The organism is Variovorax sp. GrIS 2.14 (genome assembly GCF_046115955.1).
Classification (GTDB): Bacteria; Pseudomonadota; Gammaproteobacteria; order Burkholderiales; family Burkholderiaceae_C; genus Variovorax.
This window is the reverse complement of sequence record NZ_JBJXIA010000005.1, coordinates 146105-158520: the sequence shown is the minus strand read 5'-3', so window position 1 is coordinate 158520 and position 12416 is coordinate 146105. Positions and strand designations below refer to the sequence as shown.

The following is a 12416-nucleotide window of genomic DNA, read 5'->3' as shown; positions in this document are numbered from 1 at the left end:
GCCCCCGATATTGAGGACGCAATGAGCGCAGACCCGCATCCCCAGGCCACAGAAGACGCCCACACCGGACCGATCAAGAACCCGAAGCAGTTGCTGCTGGCGGTCTTTTTCTCGTTCATTGCGCCCATCCTGATCATCGTGGGACTCGTCTCATACGTCGTGTCAGGTACGCATCCTTCAGGCACGGCAGAAGGCGACAGCATGGCGCTTTACGGCGTGTCGAAAGACAACCGTGATCGCGATCTGGCAGACCGACTGAAGCGGGTCGGCTCCATCGAAATCCGCGATGCCAACCGCGAGCTCGCCACCGGCGAGGCGGTGTTCAAGGCGCAATGCGTCACCTGCCACGGTGCACCCGGCATTGCCGGCGCACCGCACTTCAGCGACGCCGCTGCCTGGGGCCCGCGCATCGGCCAGGGTTACGCCACGTTGCTCGACCACGCGCTGCATGGCAAAGGCGTGATGCCAGCGCAAGGAGGCGGAGACTACGAGGATGTTGAAGTGGGCCGCGCGGTGGTCTACATGGCGAATGCCGGTGGTGCCACGTTCCCGATCCCGGACCGGCCAGCAGCAACACAAGCCGATGGCGCCGCGCCGGCTGCCGATGCGGCTGCACCTGCAGCCGCCGCGCCCGTAATGCCTGCTGCACCTGCAGCCGTCAAGTAATTCGAAGCGAGCCACCGTGCGGCGCGCGAGGCTGCACTCCCTGCTCTTGCAAACCAGCCGGCGTCAAGCCGGCTTTTTTGTGGCCGGGCTCATCACGTATCCGAACCGCGTCGGCAGTTCGGCAGCGACCACCGTCTCAGGCTGCCAGCGCCCGGCTTCGATGGCGTCGGCCGCCAGTCCGACGTCTTGCGTGTGCACCAGCCCCAGCCCGATCGGCGCGACGAGATAGAGCTTGCCGCTTTCATCGACAAGGCACGCGCTGGGCTCGACCGACGTGCCGGTGTGCGCCGTCACCGAGAAATCGTCCATGACGCGCCAGATAAAAGGGGTGGCTTCGAGTTCGACATAGACGCGCTGCGGCCCGTTCTGAAAGAACCATTGGCCGCTGTCGTCGTGGTCGTAGTTGCGCTGAATGAAGTCGATCAGCTTGTCGTGCCGCAACAGCGACCCTTTAGCTTCTGGAAAGGCGCCGGCGGCCTGCGTGCGGTCGTCTCGCATGTACCAGTTGCCGCGTGCGTCGAGCCCGAGCCAGCCGTAGCAATGCGGTACGTTCGGCCACTTGGCCAGAGCCTGCTTGACGATGTCATCCATGATTTGATTCTGCGCGAACAGGACAGGATGCGGCGGCTCGTCGGCTAAAGCCCCGAACGCTTGGAGAGCCAGCCGCCAACGCGCTCGGGCATGCCGCGTACATGGCCGGGCGGCAGCCCGAGCGGAAAGCCGACGTGGCCACCGTGCGGCGGCTGCCACAGCGTGACGTGGCTGCCGACGTCTTCTTGCCGCGGCAGACTGGCCGCGGGCACGAACGGGTCGTTGGTCGCATTGACGACCAGCGCCGGGATGCGGATCGCGCTCAGGTGCGGCTTGGCCGAGCCTCTCTCCCAGTAGTCGTCGGCATCGCGAAAGCCGTGCAGCGGCGCGGTAAAGACGTTGTCGAATTCGTACAGGTCACGCGCCGCGACAAGCCGATTGCGATCGAACAGGCCAGGGTGCTGTTTCAGTTTGGCCAGCGCCTTCGGTTTCATGCTCGACAAAAACATGCGCGTGTACACCACGCGGTTGAAGCCGCGGCCGATCGCGTGGCCTCCGGCGGCCAGATCGAGTGGTGCTGAGATCGACGCAATGGCGCTGGCGACCTTCGAGGCCTCGTCGCCCGCCTCTTCGGCCCAGCGCAGCAACGCATTGCCGCCGAGGGAAACGCCTGCCGCCAACATCGGGCCGCCGCCGCTCGCATCGTGCTGCGCGCGCAGCCGCGACAAGACCCAGCCGATCTCTTCGTAGTCGCCCGAGTGGTAGGCCCGTGGCGCAAGGTTGATCTCGCCGCTGCAACCGCGAAAGTGCGGCACGGCAAAGGCCATGCCGTGCGTCGCGGCAAAGGCGGCGAAGGCCTCGGAGTAATGGCTGTGCGAAGAGCCCTCGAGACCGTGGAACAGCACCAGCAACGGACGCGGCGCCAAGCCCAGCGAATCGACGAAATCGACATCGATGAAATCACCGTCCGGAGCGTTCCAGCGCTCGCGGCGATAGGGCGGCAACGGCCCGTCGCTGCGCCGGCCGAACAGCGCGGGCCAGATGGTTTGCAGGTTGCCGCCGGGCAGCCAGCGCGGCGCAATGTAATCGAGTGGCATCGGAGCGGACTCAGTGCACATCAGTACGGCATCAGTGCAGCGTTTGCGGAAACTCGTTGGCGTCGTCGGGCGCGTGCGCACTGCCAGGGCTCGCGTGGTGCGCGACCATGCGCCAGCCGTGCGGCGTCTTGTGATAAACGTTGGTGGCCAACACGAAAGCATGGCGTGGCCCTTCGCTCGTGAGCACTTCAATGCGCTCGAGCACGTTGTGAACGGCGCTGGCAATCGATTCGACCTTGCGAACACGCGCCGGCGTTGCGTGGATCGCACCGTTGCCGAACATCTGCTCGAAGGCAGCGCGGATAGCGACCTGGCCGACCAGACGCGGGCCGCCCGGATGCACGCAGAACACCTCGTCGTCGTCCGACCAGCACCCCATCAGCGCCTCGATGTCACCGCGCTGCAGCGCTTCGTAGAACGCAGCCTCGATGTCGTCGGCGGAACCGGTGACGCTTGCGGCAGGGGATGAAGTCTTGGGCATGTACAGGTGATTTTGCCTCGATGGGGCAGAGGCTGCAGGCGGTCTGCCGTTGCCCTCTATCGCTGCGGTCGGCCGCCCGATCCGTCAGGCACCCAGCCAACTCCGCGCCACGCTACGCAGATCACCTTGCGATGCCCGCCACACCAGCTCGGGCGCGGCGATGTGCACGCCAAGTGGCGCAAGCACCAAGGCTACATCGACCAGCTCGGCCACCTTCGACGCACGCACCGGTTGCTCGCTGCTCGGCACCATGAGGCGCGTGATCGACAGCATCCACGCTGCCAGCTTCTCGCCTGTGTTCGCGTGCTTCAGCACGGTCGGCTTCTGCGCCGAGCGCAAGAGGATGACGCGAGCGAACCCCAGCGCGACAACCGCCTGCTCGTCCAGGCTCGCGAGACCGCGCTTGAGCGCCTCGGGCATGCCGCCTTGCGCGTGCGGCTGCACGATGACCAGCGTGGTCACGCCGCACGCACGCAGCCAACGCGCGAGATCGGGCAACTGCGCCGGATCGGGCAACCAAAGCGCCCGCTCGCGGTCGTGATACAGCCGCGGGGGATCGAACGCCACGATGGCGGTGTCGGCCGACACGCGCGGCCACTCGGCGATCGGCATGGCTTTGGAAGACGACTCAAGCGCGCTCGACGTCGTCGGCACAAGCACCGTCTCGACACCGCGCAGCCCGTCACGCATCGGCTCGCGCGCCAGCACCCGTGTGTGTGCGTAGCGGTGGCTGCCGGCCAGCCGGCGCACCAGCTCGTTGCCGAGCGCGCCCGTCGCCCCCGCGATCAACAGCGTGCCCAGCGCTGCAGCGGACGGTACGGCAGGCATCGGGCGCTGCGCTGCGCGGAGCACTTGCAAAGGGTCGACGGGCATGCATCTATGCTACCTTTCCGAACTTCTCTTCAAGGGCGAACCCCATGACCCAAACGATGCAACGCTGGCTTTTGATTTTGGTCGCGACACTGTCGCTGTCATCCCTCACCGGCTGCGGCTACAACGACTTCCAGAAACTCGACGAGTCGAGCAAGTCGGCCTGGAGCGAAGTGCTCAACCAGTACCAACGGCGCGCCGACCTGGTGCCGAATATCGTTGCATCGGTCAAGGGCCAGGCCAATTTCGAGCAAGACACGCTGACCAAGGTGATCGAGGCGCGCGCCAAGGCGACGTCGATCCAGGTCACGCCCGAAACATTGAACAACCCCGAGGCTTTCGACAAGTTCCAGAAGGCGCAAGGCGAACTGTCGGGCGCGCTGTCGCGGCTGATGGTCGTGTCGGAGCAGTACCCGCAATTGCAGGCGAACCAGGCTTTCCGCGATTTGCGTGTGACGCTCGAAGGCACCGAGAACCGCATCACCGTAGCGCGCAACAGCTATATCAAGACGGTCCAGGAATACAACGTGCTGGCGCGCAGCTTCCCGACCAACATCACGGCCAAGGTGTTCAGCTATCCGCCCAAACCCACCTTCAGCGTGCAGAACGAATCGCAGATTTCCGCACCCCCTACCGTCGACTTTGGCGCTCCGAAGAAGTAACGACCGTTGAAGCTGCACATGGCTGTCGCCGCGGTTCTGCGTTGTGTCGAGCGCTTGCTGGCGGCGATCTTTTTCGTCCTGATGGCCGGTGCCGCGATGGCGCAAGGCGTGCTGCCGGTGCCCGCGCTCGACGCCCGCGTGATCGACCAGACCGGCACGCTCGATGCCGCTGCGCGCCAGTCGCTCGACGCCAAGCTCGCCGCCTTCGAGCAAAAGAAGGGCTCGCAGATCGTCGTGCTGATGGTGCCGACCACGCAGCCCGAAGACATCGCGAGCTACGCGAACCGCGTCGCCGCCACCTGGAAAATCGGACGCAAGGAGGTCGGTGACGGCGTGCTGGTGATCGTGGCCAAAGACGATCGCAAGATGCGCATCGAGGTGGCCCGTACGCTCGAAGGCGCGGTGCCCGACCTCACCGCGGCTCGCATCATCGACGAGCAGATGAAACCGCGCTTTCGCGAGAATGACTTTGCCGGCGGCATCGGTGCCGCGGTCGATCAACTGGTGGCGGTGATCGGCGGCGAGGCATTGCCTGAAGTCCAGCGCCCTGCTTCACAACGTGGCGGGCTCGGCGGAGGTGGTTTCGACTGGCCCGAGCTCGGCATCTTTTTGTTCTTCGGCGTGTTCTTGATCGGCCGCGTTGCGCGCTCGATCTTCGGTAGCAAGCTCGGCCCGGTCGTGACCGGGCTCGGCGCCGGCGCGATCGCGATGGTCGTGACATCGAGCATCCTGCTCGCTGTCGCGGCGGGCTTTATCGCGCTGCTGTTCACCCTGTTCTCCGGCGCGATGCCGCTGCCTTCGATGGGCAGCGGTGGGCGCCGCGGGGGCGGGTGGGGCGGTGTTGCGGGTGGCGCACTCGGGGGCGGCCTCGGTGGAGGATTCGGCGGCGGTTCGTCCGGCGGCGGAGGTGGCTTCAGCTCGGGCGGTGGTGGCAGCTTCGGCGGCGGCGGCGCATCGGGCGGCTGGTAAGGATGGCCGTGGCAATGCAATCCCATTCGACTGGCCTGTTCGGCCGGCTCGGCCGCATCTGGCGCCATCGCTGGTTCGACGAGGCGGCCGTGCATCGTGTGCTGCCGCCCGAGCTGCTCGAGCGGCTCACGCAACGCGTGGCCGCCAGCGAACGCCGCCACAGCGGCGAGATCCGCATCTGCGTCGAGGCCGGGCTGCCGCTGTCGTACCTGTGGCGCAGCGCACCGGCGCGGCAACGTGCCGTCATGCTCTTCGGCAAGCTGCGCACATGGGACACCGAGCACAACAACGGCGTCCTGATCTATCTGCTGCTGGCAGAACACGCCATCGAGATCGTGGCCGATCGCGGTATCGACGCCCATGTGAGCGCCGACGATTGGGCGGCGATGGCCCAACGCATGGGCGCCGCGTTTCGCGAGGGCCGCTTCGAAGATGGGCTCACGCAAGCGCTGGGGGAAGTGTCCGCGCTGCTGGTCGAACACTTTCCGCTGGACGACGGCGTGGCCAATCGCAACGAGCTGCCGGACACACCGGTCGTGCTTTAACGCGCGACAGCTCGCCGCCTCGGACTGGTCCTGCACGAAAAGTCCGCTATGTCTGCTACGCCACATAGCGCGGCAGGCCCAATGTCCTAGCTTTCCAGGAGAAAGCCATGGCAGACAACCTCAACAACCACGGCCCGCAGGACCGCAGCCGCATCAACGTGAACGAGGCGCATGAGCTGCGCTATTGGACGCAGACCTTCAGCGTGACCGAAGCCAAGCTCAGGTCGGCGGTGGCCGCAGCCGGCGTCTCCACCGAGAAGGTGCGGCACTATTTGGGCAAGTGATCGGGGCAAGCGAGCCGCCTGGCACCCGCAGCGAATCAAGCGCCTTCGGTTGGCCTCGCCGCTGCCGCCACCGCCGCCACGGCCGCCACGGCCGGTACCAGCAACTTCATGTTGATCGAATGCGCCGCGTTCAGCTCCAGCTGAACCGCCCGCGTTACCTGCATCAGCAAACGCAAGCGGCGGTTGCTGTCACGCAGACGGTCCGAAAGCCCTTTCGAGATGGCCAGTAGCAGGCGTGCTGCCACCGTGGGATGGCCGTCGATCAATGACATCAGAGCCTCGCGCGACAACGTCGCGAGCTTGAGGTCGGTCAACGCGGTGCAGGTGGCTGAACGCGGCGCGCCGTCGAGCAAGCCCATCTCGCCGATCAGGCTGCCCGGGCCGATCACCGACACCACGATCTCTTCACCGGTCACGCCGGTCCCGCTTTCGGCACGCACCTCGCCTTCGAGCACCAGCGCCATGTAGTCGGTGTCGTCGGCCTCGTCCTGTTCCATCAGGATCAGGCCGGCACGCACGAAAGCCGGCTCCATCGCATCGATGACGATGAGCGCGTCTTCGAGTTCGAGCTGGGCCAATGGCGCCGCGAGCATCAGCAGGCGTGCGGCGCGCTCGCGAAGATCGGGCCTCACCACGGAATTGTTCATTTGGCGAAACCTGGAGAAGTGATCGAAGCGTGGGCACCCTGCCCCGCCATGTTGGACAGGGTGGCTACGGGTAAGGCCCACACCGCCGCACCGCCGACACCGTGAAAGCGTCGACCCGCTGCCGCCTCCACCAGCCAGCCGCCAGTGAATTCGCCGAACGCCGGCAGGATGGCCTGGCGCGCCTCGCTGACGAAGCACGGCATGCGCAAGCTGTCCCTGCCACGCCCGTACAGCTTGCACGCCGGATGCAGATGGCCCGCCAGAACGAAGTGCGTCGGGTGCGTTTGCGGATGGTGGCAGCAGGCGAACGGGCCGATGAGCCAGGGCTCGTCGACCACGTCGATGCGCAGCGACGCCGGCGGATCGCCCGCGCGGCGGTCGTGGTTGCCGCGCACCAGCGTCATGTCGATATCTGCATGACCGTCGCGCCAGACCTGCAGCGTGGTGAGCACGCTGCGCGCCTGCGCGGCATGCAGGAAGTCGCCGAGAAAAACGATGCGCCTAGGCGCGTGACGTTCGATCAGCGCGTCGAGTCTCCCGAGGTTTTCGAGCGTGGTGCCGCCCGGCACCGGCTGACCGAGCGCGCGGTACGTTGCGGCCTTGCCGAGATGCAAGTCGGCGACAAAGAGAACTTGCCCGGTGGGCCACCAGATGGCGCGCTCAGGAAGCAACTGCAGGGTTTCATCGGCCCATTGGACCTGGCAAGGAAGAGAAGGAGACACGAGCGGCGGGGTGATGACAGAGGCGATGGCAGCGGCGATGGCAGCGGTGGAGGAAAGGCAGGAATCGGCGGAACGTCAAAAGGGAGTGCAGTGTCTCAAATTGTCAGCAATTTGTGACCACGCATGGTTAAACTCGTTGCACTGCAGGAGAGCGGGCGTTCGTCAGAACGGCCCACCGAAGGCGCAAACTCCCATGAACGCTCAGGTAAACCGCACGCCGGTTGTGTACTGCACCTTTTGAAAAGCCGTCTGGAGAGCCGTCACGCCATGTGACGCACCGAAGGAGCAACTGCCGCAAGCCTCTCTTGCAGCACGAATCTCTCAGGTACCAAGGACAGGGGGAGCGGCCATTGAAATACTTTCAAAAGGTCTTCCCATGCGCGTGATCGTTCTCGGCGCCGGCTTGCTCGGCGTCACCTCTGCCTACTACCTCCAACAGCTCGGCCACGAAGTGACCGTGATCGACCGGCAAGCCACACCGGCCGCCGAAACCAGCTTCGCCAACGGCGGCCAGATCTCGGTCAGCCATGCCGAACCCTGGGCCAACCCGAGCGCACCGCTCAAGGTGCTGCAGTGGCTAGGCAAGGAAGATGCGCCACTGCTCTTTCGCATTCGCGCCGACATGCGCCAATGGCTATGGGGCCTGGAGTTCCTGCGCGAATGCACGCCGGCGCGCACCCGGCACAACATCGAGCAGATCGTTCGGCTCGGAACCTACAGCCGCAGCATGCTGCAGGCGCTCCGGCGCGACGCCGGCATCGCCTACGACGAGCGCACACAGGGCATCCTACATTTCTACACCGACGAAAAAGAGTTCGACGGCGCGTTGAAGCCGAGCGAACAGATGCGCGCCCTCGGTTGCGAGCGTCTGGTGATCTCGGCCGACGAGGCCATCAGGATCGAGCCTGCGCTGGCGCATGTGCGGTCACGCCTGGCCGGCGCCACGTACACGGCCGAAGACGAATCGGGCGATGCGAATCGCTTCGCGCGCGAACTGGTCAAGCTGTGCGAAGTGGCCGGCGTCAAGTTTCTGATGAGCCACACGGTGACCGCGATCCGCCAAGCCGGCGGCAAGATCGAACATGTCGAAGCGACTGATATCGAAGGCCGGTTCCAGAAACTGCAAGCCGATTCGTATGTACTGGCGATGGGTTCGCTCAGCCCGATCTACGCCAAGCCGCTCGGCATCCGCCTGCCAATCTACCCGGCCAAAGGCTACTCGGTGACGATGCCGGTCAAGGACGCGTCCAAGGCGCACCAGGTCTCGCTGACCGACGACGAATTCAAGCTCGTGTTCTCGCGCTACACCGCCGAAGACGGCCGCGGCGACCGCCTTCGCATCGCCGGGACCGCCGAACTCAACGGCTACGACCGCGACCTGAACCGCGTACGTTGCGAAGCCATCGTGAAGCGCGTCGAAGACCTGTTCCCTGGCGCCGGCGATGCGACGCAAGCGCAGTTCTGGACCGGCTTGCGCCCGGCTACGCCGAGCAACGTGCCGCTGATCGGCAAGACCAAGCTGCCGAACTTTTTCCTGAATACCGGACACGGCACCCTTGGCTGGACGCATGCCTGCGGCTCCGGCAAATCGATCGCTCGCATCGTCAGCGGCCTGACGCCCGAAGTGGACTTCGCCTTTACGAAGGCTTGATGAGCTCCACCACGCGGCCGTCGCCGATGAACGACTGACCGACCAGCATCCGGAAGCGGGTGTCTGCGGTGAACAGTGGCAGTGCCACGGCTGGCGCCAGGAACTCGACCTGCACTGCGCGCGGCTGCCCGCGTCGCAGCACCGCCGCTCCTTGCGGCAGCAGCCAGCGCGCCGAGAAAGCCTGGTTGTCGACGACGAATGCGCAGTGATGCTCGCCCTCGGCGATGGCCTTGTCTTCCGCCGGCACGCTGGCCGGACGCAAGGTGATGTCGACCAGCGCCTGCGGCTTGAACGCACTGCCGGCAACGAAAGTCGGCGGCAGCGTACCGGCGACCGTGGTCTGCGGCTTGCGCTTGATCCTGCCGATGAGCCAGCCGACGATGTTGCCGACGATCGGCACCCAGATCAACATCATCAGAGTGCCGACGTTGCGCAGCGCACCCGGCTCGGCGTAATGTCGGATGAAGGCACCGACGACCGCGGCGCCGAGCAGGATGGCGACGATGAGCTGGCGGCGGAACTGGATGGAGGTGGTCATGCGTGCGGCATTTTGTACCTCGACCGACGGGATCATCGAGGCTAGAGCGGCGGCAATGGTCGCGACGGCTTGCGCTCGCGACGGGGTCGCTTCCGTGCGCCCTGGCCGTCGGCACTTTCGCCGCCGCTGTCGTTGCCGATCTCGCTGCCTTTGACCCTGGCCGGACGACGCTCGCTGCCGAACGCCAGCGTGCTCCTGACGCCCTCCACGCCGCCCACCGGCACCGCGCCACCCGCTGCCTTCTCCAGTTGCTCGACCATGCGCGCGATGCGGTCGGCCACGCTTTCGTTCGTGAGCTTTTCGCGGAAGCGCTCGATCATCAAAGGGAATGCGAACGGCGTCGGGCGCGCCAGCGTTTGCACGACCAGCTGCTGCGTGTTCAAGCGCGCGAGGCTCACGCGCAAGCGGCCGATCTCCAGTTCCTGCGCGAGCAGTTCCTGCTCGGCCTGCAGCAGCAGCCGGTTCTGCGGATCGTATTTACGGAACACCTCCCAGAACAACGACGACGATGCCTGTAGTTGCTTGTTGCTGCGCTTCTCGCCCGGATAGCCCTGGAAGATCAGTCCGGACACGCGCGCGATTTCGCGAAATCGACGCTGTGCCAGCTCGCCCGCATTCAGGCTTTCGAGCACCTCGTGCAACAGCGTCGCCTCGTCCACCGGCGCAAGCACCTGTGGCAGCAGCGCCGGCCAGTCGACATCGGTGGCGCTGAGCAGCTCGAAGCCATAGTCGTTGACCGCGATCGAGAAGGTCCGCGGCGCCTGTTGCGCGACGCGCCAGGCGATCAGGTTCGCGAGCCCGAGATGCACATGCCGCCCCGCGAACGGGTAGAGAAAAAGGTGCGAGCCTTCGCGCGTCTTCAGCACTTCGGCCAGCAGGGTTTGCGGCGTCGGCAGTGCCGACCACTGCTGCTGGATTTCTAGCAGCGGGCGCACGCATTGCAGTTCGGGCGAGTCGTACTTTCCCTCGCCGGCCAGCGCGAGTTGCTGCACGACGGCATCGGCCAGCGTGGTCGACAGCGGCATGCGGCCCCCGTTCCAGCGCGGCACCGCCGGGCGCTTGCCCGAGGCGCGACGCACCCATGCGGTCATTTCGTGGATGCGCACGAGTTCGAGCATGCGACCGCCGAAAAGAAAGCAGTCGCCCGGCTTCATGCGCGCCGCAAAACTCTCCTCGACACTGCCGAGCTTGGCACCGCCGACGAACTGCACCGTCATGCTGGCGTCGCTCACGATGGTGCCGATGTTCATGCGATGGCGGCGCGCCAGCCGCGCATCGGGCACGCGCCACACCCCTTCGGCATCGGGCACGGCGCGTTGGTAGTCCGGGTAAGCAGCGAGCGACGGGCCACCCTGCCGCACGAACGCCAGGCACCAGTCCCAGCTCTCGCGCGACAGCTGGGCGTAGGCAGCGGTGCTGCGCACTTCGTCGTACAGGTCGTCGGGCATGAAGCCACCGCCCAACGCGACGGTGACCAGGTGCTGCACCAGCACGTCGAGCGGTTGCTCCGGCGTGCTGCGCGCCTCGATGTGCCCGGCCGCAATCGCATCGCGCGCCGCAGCGCCCTCCACCATCTCGATGCTGTGCGTCGGCACCAGCGTGATGCGCGACGGCCGCCCGGGCGCATGGCCCGAGCGCCCGGCGCGCTGCAGCAAGCGCGCGACGCCCTTGGGCGAGCCGATCTGCAGCACACGCTCGACCGGCAAAAAATCGACGCCCAGGTCGAGACTTGAGGTGCACACCACTGCGCGCAGCTCGCCGCTCTTGAGCCCCGCCTCGACCCACTCGCGCACCGCGCGGTCGAGCGAGCCGTGGTGCAGCGCGATCAAACCCGCCCACTCCGGCTTGGCTTCGAGCATCGCCTGGTACCAGATTTCCGACTGCGAGCGGGTGTTGGTGAACACCAGCGTCGTCTTGCTCGACGCGATCTCCTCGATCACCTGCGGCAGCATCGTGAGCCCCAGATGCCCGCCCCACGGAAAGCGCTCGGCGCGGCCCGGCAACAGCGAATCGATGACCAGCTTCTTCGGGACCTCTCCTTGCACCATCGTGCCTTGCGCGGCGCCGCTGCCGAGCAGCGTGCGCATCGCCTCGTCCAGATTGCCCAAGGTCGCCGACATGCCCCACACGATGAGTGCCGGATTCCAGCGCTTGAGCCGCGCCAGCGCAAGCTGCACCTGCACCCCGCGCTTGTTGCCGAGCAGCTCGTGCCACTCGTCGACCACCACCATCTTCACGCTGCCCAGCACCTCGCTCGCGTCCGCGCGGGAGAGCAGCACCGACAGGCTCTCGGGCGTGGTGACGAGCACCGTGGGCAAGCGGGCGTTTTGCGCTGCGCGCTCGGCCGAGGCCGTGTCGCCGCTGCGTGCGCCGGCGGACCAGTCGGGCGCGAGTGCCTCGAGCGGCTGCTGAAGCGCGCGCAGCGTGTCGGCCGCGAGTGCTCGCATCGGGGTGATCCAGAGAACGGTGAGGGGGGGCGCTGTCTTTCGCTTCGATGCCCGTTCGGGGGAGTCCGGCGTCACGGACTTCTTCGGCTTGGCGGCCTTCGGCGGAACTGCGAACGCGAGCAGTGCGCCGAGCCAGACCGCATACGTCTTGCCCGCGCCCGTGGTCGCGTGAAGCAGACCGGATTCGCCGGCGGCGATGGCCTTCCAGACTTCGCGCTGGAACTTGAAGGGTTTCCAGCCGCGGGCCTGGAACCAGTCGCCCAGCATGCGCGGGCTCGCCACGGGCAGCTTACGGCTTGCGAGCCC

At 66.2% G+C, this 12416-nt stretch carries 14 protein-coding genes and 2 riboswitches; of the genes, 6 read left to right on the top strand and 8 right to left on the bottom strand.

The annotated features are described in order from the left end of the window. The first annotated feature begins 21 nt into the window (after window positions 1-21). Entirely contained in the window at window positions 22-666 is a 645-nt protein-coding gene (locus RCH10_RS10775) for a c-type cytochrome (protein ID WP_409052341.1), read from the top strand. Between the two features lie 63 nt (window positions 667-729). On the opposite strand, the gene RCH10_RS10770 is transcribed toward RCH10_RS10775, so the two are convergent. The 4 genes from RCH10_RS10770 to RCH10_RS10755 all read right to left on the bottom strand — a co-directional run bounded on the left by RCH10_RS10770 (window position 730) and on the right by RCH10_RS10755 (window position 3648). Next, window positions 730-1257 carry a DUF2946 family protein gene (locus RCH10_RS10770; protein ID WP_323501163.1) on the bottom strand — a complete coding sequence of 176 codons (528 nt, stop codon included), beginning with the start codon at window positions 1255-1257 and terminating at the stop codon, window positions 730-732. 44 nt (window positions 1258-1301) lie between these two features. Further along, entirely contained in the window at window positions 1302-2294 is a 993-nt protein-coding gene (locus RCH10_RS10765) for a YheT family hydrolase (protein ID WP_409052340.1), read from the bottom strand. Window positions 2295-2325: 31 nt separating this feature from the next. Then, a complete protein-coding gene (locus tag RCH10_RS10760; protein ID WP_409052339.1) occupies window positions 2326-2775 on the bottom strand; it encodes a YybH family protein in 450 nt (149 codons plus the stop codon). A gap of 84 nt (window positions 2776-2859) precedes the next feature. Then, window positions 2860-3648, bottom strand: coding sequence for a hypothetical protein (locus tag RCH10_RS10755; protein ID WP_409052338.1), 789 nt, complete (start codon window positions 3646-3648; stop codon window positions 2860-2862). 56 nt (window positions 3649-3704) lie between these two features. Here RCH10_RS10755 and RCH10_RS10750 point away from each other — a divergent pair, with 56 nt between their 5' ends. From RCH10_RS10750 to RCH10_RS10735, 4 genes are all read left to right on the top strand, one after another. Beyond that, a complete protein-coding gene (locus tag RCH10_RS10750) occupies window positions 3705-4307 on the top strand; it encodes a LemA family protein (protein WP_409052481.1) in 603 nt (200 codons plus the stop codon). 18 nt (window positions 4308-4325) lie between these two features. Beyond that, on the top strand, window positions 4326-5276 hold the full coding sequence (locus RCH10_RS10745) for a TPM domain-containing protein (RefSeq protein WP_409052480.1): 951 nt from the start codon (window positions 4326-4328) through the stop codon (window positions 5274-5276). Window positions 5277-5290: 14 nt separating this feature from the next. Next, window positions 5291-5821: a TPM domain-containing protein gene (locus RCH10_RS10740; RefSeq protein ID WP_409052337.1), complete on the top strand. Its 531-nt coding sequence runs from the start codon at window positions 5291-5293 to the stop codon at window positions 5819-5821. A gap of 107 nt (window positions 5822-5928) precedes the next feature. Continuing rightward, window positions 5929-6105: a DUF3606 domain-containing protein gene (locus tag RCH10_RS10735; RefSeq protein ID WP_409052336.1), complete on the top strand. Its 177-nt coding sequence runs from the start codon at window positions 5929-5931 to the stop codon at window positions 6103-6105. Window positions 6106-6140: 35 nt separating this feature from the next. On the opposite strand, the gene RCH10_RS10730 is transcribed toward RCH10_RS10735, so the two are convergent. Then, window positions 6141-6752 (bottom strand): cyclic nucleotide-binding domain-containing protein, encoded by a 612-nt coding sequence (locus RCH10_RS10730; RefSeq protein WP_409052335.1) that lies wholly within the window; start codon window positions 6750-6752, stop codon window positions 6141-6143. After that, on the bottom strand, window positions 6749-7474 hold the full coding sequence (gene pdeM / locus RCH10_RS10725) for a ligase-associated DNA damage response endonuclease PdeM (protein WP_409052334.1): 726 nt from the start codon (window positions 7472-7474) through the stop codon (window positions 6749-6751). Before pdeM ends, RCH10_RS10730 begins: the two co-directional genes overlap by 4 nt. A 134-nt stretch (window positions 7475-7608) precedes the next feature. Further along, window positions 7609-7701, top strand: a riboswitch (glycine riboswitch). A gap of 12 nt (window positions 7702-7713) precedes the next feature. After that, window positions 7714-7822, top strand: a riboswitch (glycine riboswitch). 28 nt (window positions 7823-7850) lie between these two features. Here pdeM and RCH10_RS10720 point away from each other — a divergent pair. Then, a complete protein-coding gene (locus RCH10_RS10720) occupies window positions 7851-9125 on the top strand; it encodes a D-amino acid dehydrogenase (protein WP_323498750.1) in 1275 nt (424 codons plus the stop codon). On the opposite strand, the gene RCH10_RS10715 is transcribed toward RCH10_RS10720, so the two are convergent. Together RCH10_RS10715 and RCH10_RS10710 are read right to left on the bottom strand one after the other, a co-directional pair. Then, complete coding sequence (locus tag RCH10_RS10715) at window positions 9112-9663, bottom strand: hypothetical protein (protein ID WP_409052333.1); 552 nt, start codon at window positions 9661-9663, stop codon at window positions 9112-9114. The two genes, RCH10_RS10720 and RCH10_RS10715, sit on opposite strands and share 14 nt — an antisense overlap. Before the next feature lie 41 nt (window positions 9664-9704). Beyond that, window positions 9705-12377, bottom strand: coding sequence for a ligase-associated DNA damage response DEXH box helicase (locus tag RCH10_RS10710; RefSeq protein ID WP_409052479.1), 2673 nt, complete (start codon window positions 12375-12377; stop codon window positions 9705-9707). Window positions 12378-12416: the final 39 nt, after the last annotated feature.